We start from the raw sequence: 21,653 nt of genomic DNA, 5'->3' as shown, positions 1-21,653 counted from the left end.
AATTGTCGATTGCAATAATTTTTGGAGTCCGTCCGGTGGGGGGGTGAGGCGGTACCATTTGGAGAAGATGGCGTTTTATAAAGATCGACAGGATGTAAAGTATTCGTTCGTAATGCATGACAGTGAAACATGGACTGAGCAGATCGGGGAGAATGCTTTTATAGAACACCTGAAGGTGCCAAAAGTGTATGGCAACTGGGAGTATCGGTATCTGACCAGAAGTGCACCCCTGGAACCGATACTCAGCAGGATTAACCCTGATGTGATTGAAGTGGGGTCGCCTTATTTCATGCCGGGAATTGTGCGGAAGATTGTCCGAAAACATGGATTAAAGGCGCGAACCTATGGATTTTGGCATGCCGATTTTCCGGTGACATATGTGAAACGATTTATGGAACCAATGGGTCAGGGCATGGCCAAAATGGGCGAGCGAATGGCCTGGAAGTACGCCCGCAAAAACTACAACCAGATGGATGGAGTGGTGGTGTCTAGCAGGCTGATTATGGATAGGATGGAAAGGAATGGTTTAAAGAATGTTCATTTTTTGCCACTGGGGGTGAATGAACAACTTTTTAATCCAGGCAGAAGGGATGTGGGGCTGATTGCCGAATTGAAGAAGGGGAACGAAGATCGGTTACTGCTGTTTTTTCCGCATCGGTTTAGCAAAGAAAAAGGGCTGGATGTCATACTGAAGGCTTACCACATGATGTGTGAAGGACTGGATCATGAACCAGTGTTGATCATAGCTGGCGCCGGCCCCTATGAACATTTAGCCAGAGAAGCCGGTGAAAAGTATGAGTTTGTTGAACTCAGGGGATTTATAGAAGGAAAGGAAGAAATGGCTCGGTATTATGCCAGTGCAGATCTTGGGTTTGCACTGAGTAAATGGGAAACTTTCGGGCTTTCGCTGTTGGAATCTCTTAGTTCTGGCTTACCGCTGATAGCGGCTAATGAAGGAGCGGCCTATGAGCATATCGATACATCTGGGGCGGGTACCATAATTAAAGAGGTAACCCCCGAAGCAGTGGCCAGAGCGGTAATAGAGTTCTCATTAATGGACGCTAAGAAAATGCGTGAAAAGGCCAGAGCATACGCTGAGCCATTGACTTGGGAAAGCTGTTTTGAGAATCAGTTGGCCATCTACAGGGGTTAGTCAAACAGTTTCCAATCCCCTTCAAAATACCGATAGAGGGCGTCATTGTTCGAATTGTCCGCATTGGCAGTGTCTCTAAGGCCCTTGGTTTTTAGGTGCTTGTAGGATTCCATTCGGCAGTAGGCGAAATTTCCCATCACCAAAGTCCTCGGGATTTTCTTTTTGGCCAGGTGGCCACTCAGCCAGATGTCATCAGCAAAAAAGGCTCCCTTTGGCGCATGTACATAGTCGAATACTTCGTTGGTGAAAAACGACTTTCTGATTGCATAAGAGGAGGCTCCCTGTATGATTTCCACGGATGTGTTACCCGATATATTGGGTTTGGGCTTTACTATTTTCAAACCCGCTCCACGCAGGATTTTTTTGTCCGAATGTTCAAGTGATTTGGGTATCCTCCATCCGCACAGCGTCAGCGCATGATTAGGAAGTGTCCTGGCATGGTGCAGGTAATTTTCTATCAGCTTTTTGGGGTATACCTGATCATCATCCAGCACAATGATCAGTGCGTCAGAAGGGATGGATGGAATTTTAAGGGTAGGCAATGATTTGGATGCCGGCCCTAGGTCCTCTTCGATGAAGTTGATATGAACTAATTTCATATGGTTGATAAAATCAGGGATTTCATACCTAATCCCGCCTTTCGATATTTTGGGGATATTAATGATAATTTCCTCCGGTAAAACAGACTGATCTGAAAGAGAAATGAGGGTGTCCCTGAGCTTACTTATCCGGGAGGGGGTAGTGGTCAGGGAGACGTACACCCCGGATTTTTCCTTTCGCTTTAATTTTGGCTGAGGGTGGAAGAAAGAAATCTTAACGTATCGTAATAGCTCCGGGATTACAGCCATTATTTGACGAAGCTAAGGATTTTCTTATACCAGTGACCTGCCCACAACTGCGGTAGGTTGTTGAATTGAGGAGATAGCTCAAGCCACTTCTTTTCAAGTGCTTCCTCGGTCACTTCTTCCCAATCTTCCACGATCCACACCGGGAACTCCCGGTACATGGGGTCCAAAGGAGTGGAGGTAACCACAGGGATAGCTCCCAGGTAAAGGGCTTCCCAAAGCCGGAAGGTATCCAGCGCCTCTCCCGGAGGAGCAATCACGAACCTGGATCGGTGCATCTCCTGGGCATACTGCAGCCATGATCGCTCACCCACACAGGTGGCAAAGGACTGGGCTTTGAAGTAATTCACCGTTTGAAGCCGGTTTTCGTAACGCGCCTGTTTTTTGTGTCCGATGCCCACGTTTACATAACATGTGATGTCCTTTTCTGGTGGGGTGGCCCGCATCTGATTCCAGAATTCCTGAGAACCACCACGCTCATGAGGATCACGCTGATTGGTTACCCCTAGAGGAATGGTGTTGGATTTTGGATGATCATAAACCAAGTTTTTGCCAAACCAGGCAAGCATCCGGTCGTCATCCAGATGCTTTTCATATTTAGACCAGTCTGGGGTCATGCCATTGTGAGTGATCAGGACAAATTCCTGATCAATCTTGTGGATGATTTTATCGAAAAAGATATTGACAAAGTCGCCGGGTCTGGTCTGAATGGCATAGACGATCAGTGGACTGTCCTTTTTGGGTATGGTGGGGTTATGAGAGCTTTTATCGATGATCACCTCTCCGATGGCCCTGAACGTATCTCCTGAGAGGTAAGGAAAGAGTGTTTTGTATCGGTAGTCAAAAATGTCAAGTTTCCTATTGATCGGGGCCTTCCAGAATTTCCTGACTCTTCTTGATTTTAAATTTCCCATGCTTGGTTGTCGTAATGAAAAAGGACGTAAATATCTTAAAGATCGTTTACTTTGCCCACAAAACAGGTCATAAAGATGGGTTTAAAATTGGTGACATTGGTGGATAAGATTGACGAGCGAATGTCGCCCCTGCAGCGGTCTTGTGAGGAGCATGGTTTGCAGCTGGAAGTGGTGGGTGTGGGTACTGTCTGGAAAAGAAATGCTTTTAAGTTTAGGGTGTTGGAGAAGTACCTTCAATCAGAGGGAGTTGATGATGATGATGTGCTATTGCTGGTGGATGCCTTTGATGTGGTGATGAATGCCGGAGAGAGTGATCTCATGGAGAGATACCTGGCACAGAATGCAGATGTGGTGTTTTCTGCTGAGGCTAATTACTACTTCCGTGAGGCTGATCTCAGCCTGAAGTATTGGAGGATTTATCCTCGGCAAGAGGGTTCTGTTTATCACTTTTTGAACTCAGGTACCTTCATGGCCCGGGCTTCCGCCCTGAAAGCTTTGTTGTCTGAAATTTCCGTTACCTATGGTGTGGATTATCAGGATGATGATCAGCTATATCAGGTAAGATCGGATCAGTACTTATATAGCCGTTATTATGTAGATGCTACGGTGGGCCTGGTTCATCCAAAGTTCACCATCAAACTGGATTCAGAGCAGAAGCTTTTTGGCTGCTCCGGCGGACGAATGTGTGTGGCATCCTGGGGACGGGTATCAGAAATACAGGATTACCTGTTTTTTAAATATGAGCGGAGGATGCTAAAAACCTTTTGGATAAAAGAAACTCAGGAAAATTGTCGCGACCTCAGTTTTTCGGGAGGACAATTTCACAATACCCTCACAGGAAGTTCCCCGGCAATCATTCACCTTCCCGGGACTTATACCCGTTTTGAAACCGTTTTGAATAAGATCAAAGGAAAGCCCACGTTTAACCGATGGACATGGGCGCGGCCTCTGGCTTTGGTACTGAGTTTCATAGCTTTTCTCAGGTCAGTGGTCAACTTTTGGTACATATCGCGAGTGAATAGAGGGGTAACTGAGATTAAGGGTATTTTTCCTATACAAAAGGGCGCTGACCTGACTAGGTTTGCGGACGGAGGTTATTTTAGGTCCGGGAAGTGCTACCCCAAAGACAATCCTTTTACGATTTGAGTGAGTGGTATTATGATTAAAAAAACATTAGGTGTCCTTTTATTTCTTTTGGCCATTGCCGGAAAAACGCAGGTTTTGTACCCAGATTCTTATCTGGTGGACTACAATAAGTTGCTGGAATTGCAAAATGATTCGCTGCGCAAACGCATCATGGTGAATACTGCAAATGTTTCTCCTAATGAGTATGACAGAACTCCTGAATGGAATGCCTGGGGAGATCATTATCAGATTTACACAGGTGGTGAGAGTCGTTTTAGCGTCCTTCCAGTGATTTCTTCTTTTGGGTTTAACTCGAAGTACCCCAGAAGCTATAACGACGGGCCCGTATGGCGTGGTAAGGGGATGAATGCAGATATTAATTTTGGTTTTAGAGGACATTTTGGGATGCTTCATTACACCTTCGCTCCAGTGGTTTACTATGCCCAGAATAAGGATTACCCTCGGCCTAATGGTGCTGCTAGCGAATTTAGTTATCCCTATTCATCTAAGATAGACTGGGTGCAGCAGTATGGGCCTGAGGCTGTTACCAGATTTCATATGGGGCAGTCTGATTTACGCCTGATTTATAAAAAACTGACACTCGGAGTTTCCACACAGAATGTAGTACTGGGTCCATCGCAGGTTAACCCAATCATCATGAGTAACAATGCCGCGATGTTTCCGCATATAGATTTCGGCACAGATACGCCTATTGAAACAGTGATCGGAGATTTTGAATTTAGATCCTACTGGGGCATTATGAACGAGTCTGATTACTTCGACGATAATGATAGAAACAATCAGCGGTATTTTCAGGGTGGAGGAGCCTATTACAGGCCATCCTTTCTTCCCGGTCTTTCCGTGGGTGCCACCAGGATTCACTATAGGGACTGGAAGATTCAGAAGTTCGCTTTGAGTGATGTTTTTCTTTCTTTTGCTGATTTTTCGAGCAATAAGGATAGCCTGAGTTCGGGTAGTGTGGTCAACGATGTATACGACCAGATGATAGCCATCAATTTAAAATGGACTTTTGAAGAGGTGGGTTTTGAAACTTATCTGGAGTTTGCTAAAAATGACTTCAGCAATATCCGTGCGCTGGCCACAGAGCCCGAACACAGCAGAGCCTATACCATTGGTTTTATCAAGGTGTTTGATCTAGGTGACAACAAGGCAGTGAAGGCTACTTACGAGCACACAACATTAGGTCAAACCCGATTGATCAAATTGCGATTTTCGCCTCCTTATTATTTGCATCACCTGGCACCTCAGGGCTATACGGAGGGAGGGCAACTGCTTGGCGCGGGCATTGGGCCGGGTTCTAATGGTGATATACTTATGGTTAATTATTATTTCCCTCAAGGGATGTATGGGATGAGCTTGCAACGAATCAGGTTTAACGACGACTATGCATTTGCCGCCTTTGATCCCAATGGTGACAGACCCTTTGATGTGGAGTACACGGCTACCTTAAAGGCTCTGCGCTTTGTAAATGACTTTACAGTAGGAGCAGAGCTATCGCTCAGTAACAGGCTCAACTGGCAATATATCAAAGATAACGATGTGAATAATCTCTACTTTAGGTTTGTATTGGGGTACCAGTTGGCAAATTTGGCGAAACAATAAATAAAGTATACTTTTCCAAATTACACTCACGAAACAATGGTAATTTGACGCTAAAAGAGCTCGGACAAAATCTGATCATAGGAATCAATCGCTATTCTCCAAAACCCATCTTCCATCCATTTAGAATGACCGGGCCGGAGAAAAAACTCTTCGATGCTACTGTTGGTTTGTCCGATTACTACCTTGAATTTGGGATGGGAGGTAGTACTTTTCGTTCTTTGGGAAAGTCTGAAGCCGATATATGTTCTGTCGATTCTTGCAAGGAATGGGTGAATATGATGAAACAGTATCTTTTCATTCGCCGAATGGAGAAGACAAGGTTGAATCTGGTTCACGTGAACATCGGGCCAACAGGAGAATGGGGAAGACCGCTTGGTGATGAATCCAGAGAGCTCTTTCCTTCCTACTCAGCGGAGGTCTTTGAGCAGATAGAAAGCGAAAAAATAGATACTGTATTAGTCGATGGACGTTTTCGGGTTTCGTGCGTGCTCAAAACCATCATGGAGTGCCACACCAATAAGCGATTGAATATCCTCTTCCATGACTTTCACCGGGAACAATATCAGGTGGTGCTGAAGTACCTCGATGAAGTGTCGATGGTAGATACTCTGGTACTCCTGAAGCTCAAAAAAGAGATTGACTTTGATGCCTTAGAGCAGGATTACGATCGGTATAAATACGATTCTGATTAATGAGCTATTAATTGAAAAACTCCTGCAGCTGATCGTGCAGCAGGTGAGTTTCCAATAGCTGACCTTCTTTGAGCATGATCACCTCATCTGCACAGTCGAAATAGGATTCGTCATGGGTGATGGCAAAAACGGTTTTACCACGAGCCTTCAAATCCGGAATCAATTTCTTGTAGAATATTTTCTTATAGTACGGGTCCAAACCGGCTGCCCACTCATCAAACAAGTAGATGGGTTTGTCTTCCAGATAGGATATCAGCAGTGCCAATCTTTTTCTCTGCCCGGTGGATAGGTTGGTGGTGGTGAGTTTTCTGTTCACGATTTCCACTTTTTTGTCCAGCTCCAGCAGTTTCAAATATTCCTGAGCTTTTTCATCGATGACGGACTGTGGGATATGGATGATTTCATCAAAAAGGTAGAAGTCTGCAAAGATGACATTAAACTGGTCTCGGAAATTTTCAACATTCTCAGGGACCACCTTTTTTCCGAAGTGGGTCACTTCACCTTCCTGAGGAGGATAAAGGCCGCAGAGTACTTTGGCCAGGGTGCTTTTACCGCTACCATTCCCACCTATGAGGAAAGTCACCTGACCTTTTTTGACATCCAGATTGATCGGGCCAAGTTTGAAAAATTTCTCTTCTTCGGTGTGGTAGTAGCTATAGGCAACATTTTTCAATGAAATGACAGGCTCAGATTCCACTACGGGGAAAATCTTGGTGTTGTCCTCTTCCAAAGCCGGGGCGGTTTCTTTTTCCAGATCCAAACCGGCTGAGTCAATTTGCTCCAAAGCGATATTGATTCGCTGAAAATCAGGGAGTACCCGGGTGATTTTAGAAAGAGGTGCAATGGTGAAAACCGTTACCGTGAGGAATTGAACCATTACGTCATAGGTCGTTACACCAGTTTCTTTGATGATCAAAAGGATACCACCAATCCCCAGAAACAGGATAACCTCGCCCCATCGGGAGAATATCTCCACGGTCGTTTTGCCAATTACCTGATGCTTTTTTTGCTCTTCGGTGAGTGGTTCAATGATTTCCTTGGTGTAGAGACTCCTGAATTTTTTATTGATGGTGAGTTCTTTGAGGCCGTAGATAAGTCCTTCAAAATAGCCGAAAAGCACATTCTGATGGTTTCTGGTTTTCCTCAGGCGTTCGCCATAAGAGTTGAGCGGGAGCCTGTACAGGATAAAGGCCATCAGAAATACAATCATGAATAAACAAAAGAGCTTCCAGGAGATGAAGATCATGTAAGCGAAGCAGGCCATTACCGTGGTGACCGCTGTGAAAATGGCTGGTAGCTTGATAATGATGGAGGAAATAGTGTTGATGTCATCCGTGAGGATGGTGAAAAGCCTTTTGGTCTGATATTCGAGCTTGTGAAAGGAGGCTTTCAGAATTTTATTGCTGATGGTGAGGCGCATGTCCTGGATCACCACCTGGCTGAGGAGTGTGATCAGGTAAGCACCAAAAATGCTGGTGGTGACATAGACGAGCAGGATGCCCAGAAATTGCCAGATGATCGTGTCGGAATTGGCCATTTCGGTTTTGATGGCCTCATTGATCATGTAGATCACCGCAGTGAGGGCAGTTCCGGAGATGAAGCTGGCAATGGCTGCTACGGTAAATTTCCATGCCGAAGACTTGAAAAGAAGGGCAATTACTTTCATAGATATTAATGTCGCCTGTACAAAATTCAGGAATTCGCAAAGTTAAGCGATCTGTGCGAAGTACATACTTCAATTTGAGTATACATGTTCAACGTGAAGTCTGAGCTTTTAACCTACATTGGTTTGGTTTAGTTTTGCTCATTCCAGATCATGAAGAATAACCCTCCTGTAAAAATTTTCTGTTTTGAACAAACTGGCAAGTCGCCCCGCGATGAGCGTCCTGATAACTTGCTGAAGGCCGAGGTGGAGTGGTGTCCTGTGGTGACAACTCAGGAGCAGTGGCTCCAGGTACTTATCGATGCGCTTGATAAAGAGAATGATCAGACAGTGGTTTTGGTTATTTCAGACCCGGAGCGGGTTTCCCTGAGTGGTGAGGTGGCCATGCTGGCAGACAGATTTGCTCTACTGGGTACTGATGCGGTTTTTGCCGCTTCCTCAACCTATTTACTGGAAGACCAAAGACTCCACTATTTTTACTGGAAACACTACCCAAGACCTCATGAGCGGTACAATTACCTGGATTCTACAGCCTTTGTGGGAACTGCCGGTGGCTTGAAGGCCCTACTTCGTCAGGCCATGGAGCGTTATGGGGAGCAGTGTTCTTATCACGATACACTAAGCAGATATTATGCTGATTCGGCCTGCGGATGTTTTCAGTCTGAAGTCAATTTCATTCTTGATCATGATCAGGTGTTGATAGCGAGCACCAGGTTATCTGCAAAACCACAGGCTCAAAAGGGATGGATGTACGAGATGCTTTATGCCCGAAACGAACGGGATATTTACAGTCAGAACCACCTCATTTCCGCTTTATCCAAGTCTTTGAATATTTCCCGGATGGGAGATACTTTCCGCCATCTGACCGGGACCAACCCACTGGTGGTGGGGCAGGATACGCCATCACCGGCAACCCCCGGCAAAGCATCTTTTCTGCTCAATATGAGGGCGCATTTGCAGACTGTTCGTCAATTGTTCTTGATTGGTAAGGCCAATAAATGGCATTTTCAGAAGGAACGAATATTCAGGCACCTGCCAAATAAGAGTGCAGTGATTCACAAAGCCACGGAGCTGCTGGTGGGTCGACTAGAGGCCAAGAAGCCGGTGAGTTTTGCCCATTATAATGACGGAGAGCTTACGTTCATTCAGGATTTCTTAAAAGGCGAGCAGCATGAAAAGTGGTTCGGAAGGAAACAGCAACAATACAATCCGGTACTCGCAGAGCGGCTTTATGAGGCAATGCGCTTTCAAAAAGAAGGCTATCTGGTGGGAGTTCCGTGTTCTCTGGATCATCCCAAATTGAGAAAACAGGCTGACGAAATAGTGGGTGATTATGAGTATAAAGTTCAGGCCATGGCCATCCATCATAACCTCGCTTTCATGCCGCGCTTGTTGGAGGCACTAAAGGGTCGGGAAGTATACTTTTTCACCAATGAGTATCAGGATCTTTCATTTTTTGAGGCTTTTGGGGTAGAAATGGTTTCAGAGCGAATATTTCAGGTGCCTTTTAGAAACTCATACCTTGAATATGACCGATTTAAGGATATGAGGTTTCCTGATGAGGCGGTAGTGGTGCTGACCTGCGGAATGCTGGCCAAAATATTGACCAAAGTGTGGTACGAAAATCACGATTCTCTATCGGTACTTGCCCTTGGCTCTAGCTTAGATGATCACATTCAAAAGAAAAACATATCCTTTGAACTATATCCGTCAGACCTGCCGCTGACACGAAACCTACACCGCTCCAGGTCATTCCTTTTTGGCTATAAGCCTACCTGCAAGGAGTGCTTTGATTTTGATGATTAATCATTCACCAGGGTGTCCATCTCAGAAATGAAATAATCAATTTTCTCAGCGATCAGCACTGGGGCCATGGCTTCTGAAAGAATCAACGAATCTATTTCATAGTAGATATGTCGTTCCAGGTTCATGTTGGGCAAGTCCGAATATTGAGAGGCGCTTTTGAGGTGCATTTGAGCGTACTTCAGTGCCACCATGGCCTGAACAGGATTGTTACTTTCAGCATAGCGTTCTGAAATGCGCAGCTCCGCAAGTGTGAGCGCATTCAGGGCGAATTCGAAGGCTTTGTTAAGATCCTCAGAAACGAGGGAATCTCTGGCGATCTCTTCATAAATCATTTCCAGATGAACAATTGCCTCATCCACTTTTTGCTTGCTGTTGATATCTATGTCTGTTTCGATTTTCTTAATCGATTCAATGGCCTTATCAAGGTGATAAAGGCTCCGTTCAGCCAGTTGTTCTTTGGCATAATGCCGCACATTGCTGAGGTAGAGGTCCGGTTCGGCGGATGTTTCGTTCAGTGATGGGTGGTCTGGGTTGGTTTGCGTGAATAGTCCTACTACAAACAGGATGCTTATCAGAAATACCAGCGTCCCGGCGTATTGAAAAATCTTACTTGACATGGCAAAAAGGGGTTTGATTGGCTATCATTAAGTTAACGAAAAGGAATTGAAGATGGACAGCTTTTTTGTTGTAATTACCATGCTTTTGACCTCCTATCATTCGGTGCTTTCGTTTTTAGGTTTTCTTTCTGGGCTAATCGTTAACAAATTTCCACTGGTTGAATACATTTGTTTGTTTGAAGTTTACCCAACTGATAGATGAATCATAGGAAAGTACGCTTATGTCTGGCGGTTTCAATGCTGTGTTTAGCAGGGAGTGTATACAGTCAATCAAGTCCGAGTTTTTTTCTGACATTTAGCAGACATCAGAGTGCCATATTTCAATCACAAAATAGTTTTCTGAATGGTGACAATGGCTCCGAACAGAGGATCTCTCAATGTGCCGGGTACAAAGGTGAGCTTGGCTGGCAGACAAGAAATGCCAGTGCTGAGAATCAGTTGTTGCACTATCCGGCTTTCGGTTTTGGATATACCTCCTTTCGCTTTCCTCAAACCGATGAGTTAGGCAGCCCATTCGCTTTGTATTCATTCTTAGATGCGCCATTTATCCGCACCGAGAAATTTGCCCTTAAATACATGTTTCGCTTAGGACTTTCCCTCAATTGGAAAGCCGAACACCCCGTACTCAATCCGAATAACAGTGTTATCGGATCAGCAAGAAACTTGTATATCAACTCGGGTATTTTGCTGGAATACAACGTATTCCGCAATACCACATTGAATTTGGACCTGGGGTCTTCGCATTTTTCCAATGGCCACAGGTCTTCACCAAACAGAGGTGTCAACCTGTTGACCGGTTCTGTGGGTGTGCGGTATCATTTTCAGGACTACCAAAGTTTGGCCGCCCGTTCCATAGGCGAAATTCTTGAATTTGACGACCGCAATGAGTTGTATTTTACTTTTGGAACAGGTGTTAGAGAGCAGACTTTTGGCTACTTCGAGCTGGATAAGAAGGTGGCCTTTGTTAATAAGAACTATCGCTTTTACAACCTGTCAGTGGCTTTGCAGCGTCAAACGGGCTATTTACTCAAATGGGGTGGGGGGATAGACCTGATGAGCAATGGAGCAGCCAACGCCAGACTGGAACAACTTCCAAACGGGGCCTGGAGGAAGTTGGAAGTACCACAGAGTGAAAAGTTACAACTGGGCTTATTCGGGTCTTTGGAGTGGGTAATGAAGGATTTTTCCATATTGATCCAGCCTGGCTATCGGGTTATTGATCAGGAGAAGATCCGAAAGGTGACCCGATTTTACCAGCATTTAGGAATCAAATATCATGTCCAGGATTTCATTATTGGTATGGGAATCCGATCGGTTAATTTTTCCGAATCTGAATACGTAGAGTTGAACCTTGGTTATAGATTGTTTTGGTATGGTAAATAAGGGGTTACTGGCTTTTTTGGTTTATTTAATGGCGTCCGTGCTATCAGGAGCCCAAGCTCAGAATTCTGACTTTTTCGTAGAGATTTTGGGTGGTGCTGGTGTAGGCTGGTCAGAGATGGAAGAGACTTTTATCAGTGGAGAGGACGACAAGACTTATGTCTTAACCGAGGGAACAGGTGTTGGATCCAAAAGTCTGGGCGTATTGGTGGGGAAAGCTCTGGGACAGAGTGTTTTTACAGTGCTGGCAGGGGTAGAAGTGCAGCAAACCGGAGGCAAGTACATTTTTTCAAGTGGTCATTTTTACTGGAATACAGACAAAGCCGAGTGGGATATTGAGTCCGGCGAAATCAGGAAGCTGCAGCAGGATTTGGTAAGGCTGCAATTTCCGGTCATTATCCGGGCAGATGTGGGTTCAGGCTTCCAGCTTTCATTTTCAGTTTTTCCTTCTTTCAACATCAAACACAGGGATAAGGCATGGGAGAGTACCATGGAGCTATCACCCAATTTCCGCTTTGAGGAGGATTTTGGTGCCAGGGGGCGATTCAGTCTGGGGGTGATCAAAGCGCTCGATTCCAACTTCGCCTTGTCAGTATCCTGGACCGGGGATTTTCAGGGACGTGAATTCCTGGAGGTTGATCAGGATGTAGTGACTGTGTCTCCAGCTTATCAAAACGTGCAGTTACACCTGCACATCAATTGCTCCGCCTTTTGGTAATCAGGTGGAATGAGAAACCCTGATAAAAAACAAAAAGCCCGCTGACTTTACGTCGGCGGGCTTTGTTCGTCGGGGTGGCAGGATTACAACCACCCCACGCAAATCTTTATGTATCAGCAAGTTACAAGAACGAATTTCAGCGGGTTCACCGTTCAGTTCTCAATTTATTCGAACTGGTTTGAGTGCATTTGGTGAACTCCGAAACCTCTGTAAATATACAAAAAAGCCTACGTTTTGGGTTCAAATCGTGGCAAAAAGTGCTAAAATTTATTGGCAAAGAGCCATAGATTTTAGTGCCGTTTGACTGCCTTCATCTGGCAAGATCAATCGGTGATGTAACGCTCAACAATGGCCGGTGCAAGGCCGGTGAACTCGCAAAATTCATCTATGCTGATGAACTGATGCGGTTCTTTGGAAAGCTCCTCCCTGATCTTGTTTAGGAGCTTTCTTCCGTAACGCTCGCTCATGCCCGTGATTCGCTGCACGTCTTTTGGATAGATACAGGCTCTTTTGGTTTCAATCATACTTTATCTATGCTTCATCTATGCTTTTGGTGTACTGTAAATATAGGAAATGCCATTGGCAGTTCATTTTGAACCAATCGGAATAAACGGTATCCAATGTTCCTATGCGGAACCTGTCTTTTGTCTTCCCTCCTGATTTATCTGATTTTCGGTGAGTTGCAACGAAGCAACAAATCAAAATTTCAAATGATATGGCAAGACAAGCTGGGATTATCAAGTTGAAGGGCAAGGTCGGTGACATGTCCTTTTACAAAACTAGAGATGGCTACCTGGCCCGTGAAAAGGGCGGGGTGGACAAGGAACGGATCCAGAACGATCCGGCTTTTCAGCGTACCCGCGAAAACGGTGCTGAGTTTGGCCGTGCCGGTGCAGCCGGACGGACTTTGAGAACGGCCTTCAGGCCGCTTCTTCTGCGAACCTCTGATAGCCGGTTGACCTCCAGGCTGACCAGGGAAATGGTGAAGGTCATCAAAGCGGATGCAACCAGTTCCCGGGGAGAACGGAACGTTCTCGATGGTGAACTGGAGCTTTTGCAGGGCTTTGAGTTCAATGCAAACGGTCGCTTGGGAGCTACCATGTATGCACCATTCGATGTAAGCATTGACCGGGCAACAGGTGAAGCTGTAGTGAATGTGCCGGGCTTTGTGCCCCAGAATACCATCGCTGCACCTCAAGGTGCTACGCACCTGAAATTCGTCTCTGCAGGTGCGGAGATTGATTTTGAGTCGGATGACTTCACGCTGGTGACATCCGAAAGCGGTGAGATTGCGATCGGCCCACAGGCCGAAGCGGCTGTAAGCTTGACCAATGCTTTGCCCGCTAACAGTACTAAACCCCTATTGTTGGCTTTTGGTGTAGAGTTCTACCAGGAAGTGAACGGGAGCTTTTACCCGTTGAAAAACGGGTCTTACAACGCCCTGGCGTTGGTGGCTATTGATGGTGCCCCTGCCGTTCAACAAACCTAATCCAGATTCGGATGGAATTGATTCTGACAAGAAACTATCATCCGGAGGGAACGAGTGGTAGCCTGTTTGATGGGGTGCAGCTGGTTTGCTCCACTATCGAACTTCCCTGGAGGGAAAACCAGCGAATGGTGTCGTGCATCCCGGAAGGGAGGTATGAGCTTGTAAAGCGATATACCAAAAAACGGGGCTGGCACTTGCTGGTAAAAAATGTGCCCAACAGAAGCGGCATCCTCTTTCACCCCGCCAATGATGCCCTGAAGGAACTGAAGGGTTGTATAGCCCCGGTTTCACAAGTTGTTGGCCCAGGTAAAGGGACGCAATCCAAAATTGCCGATTCCAAGCTGAAAACCCTTGTGTTTGAGGCCATGGAAAGAGGCGAAAGTGTATTTCTCATTATTCAAAAAGCAAAAATCGTATGACAATCATAGAAAGGGCGAAAGCCCCAACCCCCAAGTTTTTCAGGGTGCTCCGTAATGTAGGTCTGGCACTAGCGGCAGCTGGTGGCGCTTTGTTGGCAGCACCGATCAGTTTACCAGTCGGAATAGTTGCTCTGGGCGGCTATCTCACCGTAGGCGGGACGGTACTGACTGCAGTCAGTCAAGTGACCGTAGAGGATAGCGCAAAAGCGGACAGGAAAGATGGCTAACCTGGTAAGGGGAGGTGGCACGAAGGCAGGAACTGCCGGAGGCACGTTGCTGAGTGTCCTGGTGAATATCAGCTCCGGGGATATCCTCCACACCTGTGTATTAGCTGCTGTTGGAGCGATAGTGAGCTTTACCGTGTCCATTCTGCTAAAGGTGTTATTCCAACGGTTCAAAAGAAAACATCCACCTCCGAAGGGGATGTGATTCCCGCAAGTCGGGAAAGTTTGTGTTCCTCTCAATGAAAAGGCCTCCTCATGGGGCCTTTTTTCATTCCAGGAGTATCTGAAACATGATGGCTCTCTTGACCTGCTTTACCAGCTCTACCTGCTTTTGCAGGATCTTAGCTTTCTTCTCAAAGTCCTGAAGGAGTGCCAATGACTTTAGGTACTTCCTACGGTCTTTCAAGGCCTTTTCCTGCCCTGCCAGCAATACCGCTCTGGCATCACCTATCCTGATGAATGGGACAACAGAACCGGTCAGGTGTGGCATAAACGCCTGTGCCTGCCAAAGACCGTAAGAGAGCCAGAAATAAAAGTTCCGTGCCTCCTCCGATTCTGTGGTGATGGTGAAGCAATTGGGACAAGGGGTTTCGAGCGGCTTTCCCGCATTCAGTCCTTTGGAAAGCATGAAAAAGTGAGGCTTTACCGTGGTTAGTCCATCCCTGTAAGTTTTCATCTGGAAATTGTGCATAGTACGAGCATTTAAAGTTTAGCTCGCTCCGCTTCGCACACATTTCAAAAGAGAAAAGAAAAAAGGGAAAAAAAGAAAAGAGAAAGCCTTTGGTCAGGTGGGCATGGACAGGGCAGTCAAGGTTTTTTGGAAAAATACTACCCGCCAGTTGGCGGGTGGAGATTTTTTTAAAAACCCGCAGGGCTTGACCTTGACGGTCCTGATCAGGGTTGGCCTTGTGGGGCCCGCCTAACTTAGCTGCACTCTTTGTTTTGTTCTAATTGGTTATCGGATGTAATTTTCGAATCCCTTCTCATTAAGGTATTGGTTCATCAGATCGAATCTCATCTCTTTTATGTCATTGGTTTCTCTTAACTCATCGATCATTTGTCTAAGGGTTCTTTTTCTGGCATCCTTTGCGACAATCTTATTGAACCACTCGATCCCATTGAGATTAGGATCAGTTGACTTATTATTAGTGAATTTGATGATGCTTTCGAGTCCTGACTCTGGAATAATATCCCATGAAATACAAAGCATATTAATTGCGGTAAGTAGCTCCCGATTGAAGGGATGAATTGGTGCTTTGTCTTTGGATCCTGAAGAATTCCCATCCCCGGGTACATAATTCCCCTGTTCATGTATCAAAGGATTAAAAAGTGGAAGGGGATTGTGTTTGATAATATCAAGGAATTCGTTGGCACAATGAGTACCGACAAAAAAATATTTCGATTGAGCGTTATAATCTCCCCTGGGTCTATATGAAAAGATGTAGTATTTATCATCCAAAGACCCGCAACAGCCTTGTTTGTGTTGACCATTAAGAAGTTTCAAGTAGTTAACGGGTTGAATATAAAATTTTCGGTTGAGCTCTTCCTTTCTTTTTCTGGTTCTACAATTCATAACTGTGGCAATGGTTAACTGTGGGATTTAATTTAGTGCGGGAACGCAGGAAAACCAAAAACGGCTGGCCGGAGGCTGTGGAGCGCAGCGTAATGGACGAACGGCCAAGCCAGCCGGAGAGAGGAACGAACGGAGGCTTGCGAGCCGTCCTGCGAGTGGAGCAAGGGGGCCAGACCGGAAAGCTGTGAGGAACGAACAGCGGGGGATGGCTATGTGTGTAGTGGAATGCAGGGCTTTTGTATTTTGACTTTCGACAAAAGCCCGGAATGGAACGGAACTACACAAGGGCTGGCGTGATTTTTTGCTTTGAGCGTTGGGAAGGTATAAGCGATTGCCTGTGTGGTGGGATACCAAGCGTTGGTGCAAAAAGCATGACAGCCTGCAGCCCGCAGCGACCCGCAGGCGAGCAAAAACACGGGCAGCCGGTGGATTTTTTGCGGCTGAACGAAGTGCAGTGAGCACTGCCAAGCTGAAGCAGACCGCTTTCAATTAAACAATTCCTGCAAAGCCTGGCAAGCGCAACGAAACGAAGAGAAGCGGCAAAAAAGACAGAGTAGGCTGCCGTGAGGATGACAACCGAGTTGCAAGCAGCATGACAGGCTCGGAGCTTTAGCGGAGACCTGTAAGGCAACACAGCTTATTTTTTGACCTTAGAAAATAGACCCTTTAAAAAAATGGGCTGTGGTGGCCTGGCATGATGCTATGCCGAGGGCGGAAGACGAACACCGCTTTTCCTGCGTGGGGTCAGGGTTGGGAAAAGCAAGTGTGGCACGGTATGGAATGGAGCGAAGTGGAATGGAATAACGGGCTACTCTTGCTGTGCGGTGCTGGAAGCTTGTAAGTGCAGCGCAGCGGAATGAGCAGGCTGGAGGCACAGGGGTGTGGGGAGAGACTATCTTCGGTAAGGGATTGACCTTAATTCGCTTCTCTTTGAAGGAGATCATGATGTATGTTAGACATCACTCAGTAATTCCGCTTTACACTTTCTTAAAAAGTACTTGAATTGAAGTAAATCAGATTGGCTTCTGACATCATTATTGAAAGTAGAAGGCTTACCATAAATCAAGGATTCAAAAGTGATTAATACTTTGTTCGTGCTAAGGCCATCGTAAAGGTTTATAAGCCCATCAAATATTTGGTCTCCCATCATGATGAAAACTCCTCGGATATTCAGGCTTATGCCGTGTTCAAAACTCATTATTTCTGATTCTAATAATTCCTCAGAAATTAGACCTCTATCTAACAGCTGTTTTACAAATTTCTTTCTAGCCTGATAGGCATTAAATTTTTCTTGATCAAAGGTATACTCGTTAATCTGGACTGTAACTTTTTCCAAATCGAGAAATTTGCACAAAGTCATTCTGTGCTGGCCGGTGGTAGTAAAATAAAGAGAGCCAAACTTTGAAACTGTTCTGGATTCGTTGTAATCACTTTGGGCGTGCTCGATCAACTCTTCATGAGTCATGTTTGAATGACGAATATCCTTAAACCTTTTCAAATTGTTCAATAAGTCAATCCAGGTAATATCACTCTCATCGTTATAAGCATAGGCGTATTGAATACCTTTTATATCTAGCGGACTAATGATTCCTCTGTAAGTCTTTGTTGAATTCCGAGAATAGAACCTATAGTTCTCAATTTCATTTATTCTGAGAACCTTTTCAGTATGCCACTTTTTAGGACGAATTGGGCATCTTTTTTTCAGCCAATCAAGATTGCTCTGCTTACTCTCCACCATAGATTTCATCAAATGTTGAATAGTTCTTAAAGCCTTTCCCTCTGTTGATCCTGCCTTGCTTTGTATTGTCGATGCGATGCTGGAGGAACAAACATAGAGCCTCAAACTGGGCTTCTGGGACTTGGTAGGCACTGGCTTTAAATTCCTTTTTGATGATGCCCCAAATGGCAGCATAGTTCATTTTGGATTTACCAACATCGCCTTCCTTGTATTCGTTATATCGATCTATCAGATGCTTCACATAGTTTTTCAATTCCGCTTTTTTACCTATGGCACCATCAGCGAATTCCATCTTTGGTTTGCTTCTGGATTTATAAACAATGGTCTGTGCACTGATCGAATTGGCCACTGTAGAGTTGGACACATTGCCTTTGATGTTGATGGTATTTGATGACTTTGCACTGGATTTGCCTTTAGCTTTAATCATAAGATAGTTCTTGATTTGTTTGACCTCCTCCTCACTAATATCACCTTTTGTAATCTTGGAATGGCAAATCGGGCAAAGCATCAAAAGGTTGTCAGGGGAATTGTTTTCGGGAATTTCGTCAATATGATGAATTTCAAAATGATCTACATTCTGATCATCACAGATTGGGCACTGGGAGTTAATCTCTTGCTGTAAAAGAGATTTCGTTTTTTGGGGTATGGATTTTCGAGCTTTGGCCATGGTCTAACTTTGCTTCAGTAGTTGGTACAATTGCTGGTTGATGAAAATATTCTCTTTCCCGATAGGTTCGAGTTTTAGGATTCCAATGGATTCCAAAGTCTTTAAGTACCTGGAAGCGGCTTTTCTTTCTACGCCCAGCCCATTAGAGATATATTCTATTTTGGTATAGGGGTGAACAAACAATTGTTCGATCAAGTCTTTCGAGTAAATTTTCGGGGCTTCATTTTTTACCTTATCCTGGATCTCATTGAAGATGCTGTTGATCCCATGGATCTGGGAAATGGCCTTTGTCGCAGTATCCTCAATGGCCTTAAGCATAAACAATATCCAACCTTCCCAATTGTCTTTAGTCCTCACCTCTTGTAGCAATTTGTAGTAAGCTCCTTTGTGGCCTATAATGTAGCCACTGAGGTACAGCATGGGTATTTCCAACAGATTGTGAAGGATGAGGTAAAGCACGTTAATAATCCTGCCCGTCCGGCCATTTCCATCATAGAATGGATGGATGCTCTCAAACTGGTAGTGTTGTATGGCCATCCTGATCAGGGGAGACATTCTATCGGGTTCATCATTGATAAAGTCTTCCAGATTTTTCATCAGTCTGACTATTGTTTCTTTATCGTCCGGTGGTGTATAGATGGTTTTACCCGTCAGATCGTTTTTTAGGGAAGTACCAGGTAGTTGTCTAATTCCGGCCTCATTCTCTTCCAATATGGATTGAATCCGGACAATACCATTGGTGTTTAGGAAGCCTTTCTTTTTAATCTCTTCAAAGCCATAGAGCAGGGCTTCCCTGTATCGTAGGACTTCCTTTGTCGAAGGATCAATTGTCATTGACTTGGCCGCCAAAGCCTGGTAGAGCTTGTCATGTGTAGTAATAATATTCTCCACCTCTGAACTGGCCTGTGCTTCTTTGAGTACAATGGCATTGATCAAAATACCCTGATTGGGTAAGGTTCTTGCCAATCCCTTCAGCTCTGCAAGGGCAACAGCAGCTTTACTTTCCTGTTTGAGGATTTCGATAGTCTCCACTTTTTCCACCGGAGGAGGTAAAAGAGGCAAATCATTGAAAGGCTGTGAGGGATCAATATTCTTCATTCCTATAATTACGTGAGACAAAAATACGAAAATTGGGACATGAAACAAGTTATATGTACCATGATGGGACATGAGACAAAAACCTTAAGAATAGGACATGAAAACCTGCACATGTACCACGCTGGGACATGTCACACCCTTTTATCCTTCGCTTCTTTATCAAAAGCAATCACATTCATCATTTCTCTCATCCTCGATCTTACCCTATTCCCATAACAGTTCTCAATCTCACTGGCGGAAAGATTGGTGGTAGCATGAGTGAGCATGTGCCGACCAATGAACATATCGTAGCGGCTTAGAAGGATCTCGGCCATCACATTGGTTTCGTTTCCATAATATTTGATGTTGGACTCTACTCCCAGGTCATCAAAACAATAGGCTTTAGGGATCAGCTCTCCGCTTGTTTGCTGGAAGGCTGCTTTGGAGTATTTGTTGATAACAGGATAGCCGTCCTGGATGAATTCCAGAGTGATATCACGAGCGGATTTGATGATGTACTGTTCTTTGGGTGCAAGCATGAAGCGAAGCAGGGTCATCAGGGAGGTTTTGCCACAACCGACCGGACCAGTCAGCAAGATGCCCTTGTGGAGGTCAATGCCGTGCTTTTCAGCATTGGGTTTGTCCTGATAGAAGTAGACCAAAAGTTTGAATATAATCAAGTGGTCTTCCTTCCATATCCTGAATTTTGGACTAGTGTAGGCTTTGCCTGCTTTCTCCAGGAATTCAAGGCATTTGTCGAACTGGATGACGTTGCTTCGAACACTCTCTGAGTGAGACTTAGAGCGGCTCGCCATAGTCCTTGCCGGTTCCTGAGTGGAGGTTTCCGGGTTTAGGACCTGGCTGATGGTTTCGCTGATCTTTTGCATAGGTATTGAATTTTTGTGCGTTCAGCATCCAGTTGCGGGCGGCTGCTTTCCAGTCCTTCATCTTGGAGCGGCCACCTACCAGCCAGCCATTGCTCTGGAAGTAGTTGTAAAACTTCTCGGCCTCCACGGGCGGATAGCCTTTTTCGTCAAAGTAGATTTTCACATGGGCTTCCAAGGGAGGAATGTCCGGGCCATAGCCAGCAGCTTCCTTTTTCTTTTGCCGCAACTTTTCTTTTTCCTTCATTTCCTTAGCATTTGAACCTCTATCAAAATTTTTGGCTCGCTCACCCAAGTTTGTTTCGTTTTCATTGTTTAAAGGGTTTGTATTGTTTGTATAAGGTCTCACGGCTATTTCACTACCTGTATCAGCACCTGTCTCACTACCTTTATCAAAACTGTACAGGTAAATGAGGCTACCCCGATGCGGATTGTATGACGGTTCGTAGCGGACATACCCGTATTGATCCAACTGCTTCAGACACTTGGTGTAGGTGTTCACTGAACCGATTTTTGACAACCTCATCAGTTCGTCCCGGGATACAGAAATCGGGTTCCTGAAAAAGTTGAGATTCCACCGCCTGAACAAGGCCATATACAAACTGATGTGGTAGGGCGTGAGCCTGGTATCTGCATCCATCTGCTGGAACGCTGCGGAAAGGTGCTTGATGTAGTTCATGCCCGGCCATGTGCTTTTACCTCAAGCGGTTTTGAAACTTATTGGACTGGAGCATCCCTTGGATGTCTGCATAGTCATAATAGATCACTCCTCCTATCTTGGTAAAAGGTAATGTGCCGTTTACCCGTAGGTTCTGCAATGTGCCGGGCGAAATGCCCAGGAGCTTGCGAACCTCATAGGATTTCAGCCATTTCTTGGTTGGCTGTCCGGAATGTTCTTTGAGTAGCCTTTTGAGATCTTCCAGGAGTTCAATCTTGAACTCACGAAGGTCATCCGTAGTAATAACTTCTGCTGCCATATCTTAACAAATGTTGATTGAATAGCGAAGATGTTCCCGTTTAGTGGGTTTTATTCACAAGGCAAACCG

25 protein-coding genes and 1 pseudogene are annotated in these 21,653 nt (G+C 45.3%); 12 read left to right on the top strand and 14 right to left on the bottom strand.

Going from position 1 to position 21,653, the window contains the following annotated elements; translation table 11 throughout:
- Nucleotides 1-67 precede the first annotated feature (67 nt).
- Complete coding sequence (locus ACHKAR_RS18245; protein WP_395418860.1) at nucleotides 68-1,153, top strand: glycosyltransferase; 1,086 nt, start codon at nucleotides 68-70, stop codon at nucleotides 1,151-1,153.
- Here ACHKAR_RS18245 and ACHKAR_RS18240 read toward each other — a convergent pair.
- Nucleotides 1,150-2,001, bottom strand: coding sequence for a hypothetical protein (locus ACHKAR_RS18240; RefSeq protein WP_159581017.1), 852 nt, complete (start codon nucleotides 1,999-2,001; stop codon nucleotides 1,150-1,152). The two genes, ACHKAR_RS18245 and ACHKAR_RS18240, sit on opposite strands and share 4 nt — an antisense overlap.
- On the bottom strand, nucleotides 2,001-2,912 hold the full coding sequence (locus tag ACHKAR_RS18235; RefSeq protein WP_395418859.1) for an exostosin domain-containing protein: 912 nt from the start codon (nucleotides 2,910-2,912) through the stop codon (nucleotides 2,001-2,003). The genes ACHKAR_RS18240 and ACHKAR_RS18235 overlap by 1 nt, the downstream gene beginning before the upstream one ends.
- A gap of 75 nt (nucleotides 2,913-2,987) precedes the next feature.
- Here ACHKAR_RS18235 and ACHKAR_RS18230 point away from each other — a divergent pair, with 75 nt between their 5' ends.
- From ACHKAR_RS18230 to ACHKAR_RS18220, 3 genes are read left to right on the top strand one after another with little or no spacing between them, the layout of a single operon-like run.
- Nucleotides 2,988-4,058 carry a glycosyltransferase domain-containing protein gene (locus tag ACHKAR_RS18230; protein WP_395418858.1) on the top strand — a complete coding sequence of 357 codons (1,071 nt, stop codon included), beginning with the start codon at nucleotides 2,988-2,990 and terminating at the stop codon, nucleotides 4,056-4,058.
- 12 nt (nucleotides 4,059-4,070) lie between these two features.
- Nucleotides 4,071-5,660, top strand: a complete 1,590-nt coding sequence (locus ACHKAR_RS18225) for a capsule assembly Wzi family protein (RefSeq protein WP_395418857.1) — start codon at nucleotides 4,071-4,073, stop codon at nucleotides 5,658-5,660.
- Between the two features lie 44 nt (nucleotides 5,661-5,704).
- Nucleotides 5,705-6,352 (top strand): hypothetical protein, encoded by a 648-nt coding sequence (locus ACHKAR_RS18220; protein ID WP_395418856.1) that lies wholly within the window; start codon nucleotides 5,705-5,707, stop codon nucleotides 6,350-6,352.
- Nucleotides 6,353-6,359: 7 nt separating this feature from the next.
- Here the strand turns inward: ACHKAR_RS18220 and ACHKAR_RS18215 are convergent, their stop codons facing one another.
- A complete protein-coding gene (locus tag ACHKAR_RS18215) occupies nucleotides 6,360-8,018 on the bottom strand; it encodes a cyclic peptide export ABC transporter (RefSeq protein ID WP_395418855.1) in 1,659 nt (552 codons plus the stop codon).
- Nucleotides 8,019-8,168: 150 nt separating this feature from the next.
- Between ACHKAR_RS18215 and ACHKAR_RS18210 the strand changes: the two genes are divergently transcribed.
- Nucleotides 8,169-9,821, top strand: a complete 1,653-nt coding sequence (locus tag ACHKAR_RS18210; protein WP_395418854.1) for a hypothetical protein — start codon at nucleotides 8,169-8,171, stop codon at nucleotides 9,819-9,821.
- On the opposite strand, the gene ACHKAR_RS18205 is transcribed toward ACHKAR_RS18210, so the two are convergent.
- A complete protein-coding gene (locus tag ACHKAR_RS18205; RefSeq protein ID WP_395418853.1) occupies nucleotides 9,818-10,438 on the bottom strand; it encodes a hypothetical protein in 621 nt (206 codons plus the stop codon). The two genes, ACHKAR_RS18210 and ACHKAR_RS18205, sit on opposite strands and share 4 nt — an antisense overlap.
- A 198-nt stretch (nucleotides 10,439-10,636) precedes the next feature.
- Here ACHKAR_RS18205 and ACHKAR_RS18200 point away from each other — a divergent pair, with 198 nt between their 5' ends.
- Nucleotides 10,637-11,821 (top strand): acyloxyacyl hydrolase, encoded by a 1,185-nt coding sequence (locus tag ACHKAR_RS18200; RefSeq protein WP_395418852.1) that lies wholly within the window; start codon nucleotides 10,637-10,639, stop codon nucleotides 11,819-11,821.
- A 28-nt stretch (nucleotides 11,822-11,849) separates the two neighbouring features.
- Entirely contained in the window at nucleotides 11,850-12,536 is a 687-nt protein-coding gene (locus tag ACHKAR_RS18195) for a hypothetical protein (RefSeq protein WP_395418851.1), read from the top strand.
- Between the two features lie 323 nt (nucleotides 12,537-12,859).
- On the opposite strand, the gene ACHKAR_RS18190 is transcribed toward ACHKAR_RS18195, so the two are convergent.
- Entirely contained in the window at nucleotides 12,860-13,060 is a 201-nt protein-coding gene (locus ACHKAR_RS18190; protein WP_236587555.1) for a hypothetical protein, read from the bottom strand.
- A gap of 191 nt (nucleotides 13,061-13,251) precedes the next feature.
- On the opposite strand from ACHKAR_RS18190, the gene ACHKAR_RS18185 reads away from it, so the two are divergent.
- From ACHKAR_RS18185 to ACHKAR_RS18170, 4 genes are read left to right on the top strand one after another with little or no spacing between them, the layout of a single operon-like run.
- On the top strand, nucleotides 13,252-14,025 hold the full coding sequence (locus tag ACHKAR_RS18185) for a hypothetical protein (protein ID WP_201430280.1): 774 nt from the start codon (nucleotides 13,252-13,254) through the stop codon (nucleotides 14,023-14,025).
- 11 nt (nucleotides 14,026-14,036) lie between these two features.
- A complete protein-coding gene (locus tag ACHKAR_RS18180) occupies nucleotides 14,037-14,444 on the top strand; it encodes a DUF5675 family protein (RefSeq protein ID WP_395418850.1) in 408 nt (135 codons plus the stop codon).
- On the top strand, nucleotides 14,441-14,671 hold the full coding sequence (locus ACHKAR_RS18175; protein ID WP_395418849.1) for a hypothetical protein: 231 nt from the start codon (nucleotides 14,441-14,443) through the stop codon (nucleotides 14,669-14,671). Before ACHKAR_RS18180 ends, ACHKAR_RS18175 begins: the two co-directional genes overlap by 4 nt.
- Nucleotides 14,664-14,873 carry a hypothetical protein gene (locus ACHKAR_RS18170; RefSeq protein ID WP_395418848.1) on the top strand — a complete coding sequence of 70 codons (210 nt, stop codon included), beginning with the start codon at nucleotides 14,664-14,666 and terminating at the stop codon, nucleotides 14,871-14,873. Before ACHKAR_RS18175 ends, ACHKAR_RS18170 begins: the two co-directional genes overlap by 8 nt.
- Nucleotides 14,874-14,936: 63 nt before the next feature.
- On the opposite strand, the gene ACHKAR_RS18165 is transcribed toward ACHKAR_RS18170, so the two are convergent.
- Nucleotides 14,937-15,359 carry a DUF6943 family protein gene (locus ACHKAR_RS18165; RefSeq protein ID WP_395418847.1) on the bottom strand — a complete coding sequence of 141 codons (423 nt, stop codon included), beginning with the start codon at nucleotides 15,357-15,359 and terminating at the stop codon, nucleotides 14,937-14,939.
- A 264-nt stretch (nucleotides 15,360-15,623) separates the two neighbouring features.
- Nucleotides 15,624-15,986: a hypothetical protein gene (locus tag ACHKAR_RS18160; RefSeq protein WP_395418846.1), complete on the bottom strand. Its 363-nt coding sequence runs from the start codon at nucleotides 15,984-15,986 to the stop codon at nucleotides 15,624-15,626.
- A 275-nt stretch (nucleotides 15,987-16,261) separates the two neighbouring features.
- Between ACHKAR_RS18160 and ACHKAR_RS18155 the strand changes: the two genes are divergently transcribed.
- Entirely contained in the window at nucleotides 16,262-16,429 is a 168-nt protein-coding gene (locus ACHKAR_RS18155; RefSeq protein WP_178371493.1) for a hypothetical protein, read from the top strand.
- 764 nt (nucleotides 16,430-17,193) lie between these two features.
- Here ACHKAR_RS18155 and ACHKAR_RS18150 read toward each other — a convergent pair.
- The 7 genes and pseudogenes from ACHKAR_RS18150 to ACHKAR_RS18120 all read right to left on the bottom strand — a co-directional run bounded on the left by ACHKAR_RS18150 (nucleotide 17,194) and on the right by ACHKAR_RS18120 (nucleotide 21,584).
- Nucleotides 17,194-17,988 (bottom strand): hypothetical protein, encoded by a 795-nt coding sequence (locus tag ACHKAR_RS18150; protein WP_106565254.1) that lies wholly within the window; start codon nucleotides 17,986-17,988, stop codon nucleotides 17,194-17,196.
- Nucleotides 17,966-18,406: a hypothetical protein gene (locus tag ACHKAR_RS18145; RefSeq protein ID WP_242617536.1), complete on the bottom strand. Its 441-nt coding sequence runs from the start codon at nucleotides 18,404-18,406 to the stop codon at nucleotides 17,966-17,968. The genes ACHKAR_RS18150 and ACHKAR_RS18145 overlap by 23 nt, the downstream gene beginning before the upstream one ends.
- A gap of 57 nt (nucleotides 18,407-18,463) precedes the next feature.
- A pseudogene (locus ACHKAR_RS18140) lies at nucleotides 18,464-18,646 on the bottom strand (HNH endonuclease signature motif containing protein); the annotation flags it as partial.
- A gap of 3 nt (nucleotides 18,647-18,649) precedes the next feature.
- Complete coding sequence (locus ACHKAR_RS18135) at nucleotides 18,650-19,765, bottom strand: Fic family protein (RefSeq protein ID WP_395418845.1); 1,116 nt, start codon at nucleotides 19,763-19,765, stop codon at nucleotides 18,650-18,652.
- A 110-nt stretch (nucleotides 19,766-19,875) separates the two neighbouring features.
- Entirely contained in the window at nucleotides 19,876-20,610 is a 735-nt protein-coding gene (locus ACHKAR_RS18130) for a P-loop NTPase family protein (RefSeq protein WP_395418844.1), read from the bottom strand.
- Nucleotides 20,522-21,286, bottom strand: a complete 765-nt coding sequence (locus tag ACHKAR_RS18125) for a hypothetical protein (protein WP_395418843.1) — start codon at nucleotides 21,284-21,286, stop codon at nucleotides 20,522-20,524. Before ACHKAR_RS18125 ends, ACHKAR_RS18130 begins: the two co-directional genes overlap by 89 nt.
- A 16-nt stretch (nucleotides 21,287-21,302) precedes the next feature.
- Nucleotides 21,303-21,584: a helix-turn-helix domain-containing protein gene (locus ACHKAR_RS18120; RefSeq protein WP_395418842.1), complete on the bottom strand. Its 282-nt coding sequence runs from the start codon at nucleotides 21,582-21,584 to the stop codon at nucleotides 21,303-21,305.
- Nucleotides 21,585-21,653: the final 69 nt, after the last annotated feature.

This window comes from Marinoscillum luteum (assembly GCF_044005705.1).
Taxonomy (GTDB): domain Bacteria; phylum Bacteroidota; class Bacteroidia; order Cytophagales; family Cyclobacteriaceae; genus Marinoscillum; species Marinoscillum luteum.
Note: the sequence above shows the minus strand (reverse complement) of the source record. Positions and strands in the feature narration are given on the sequence as shown.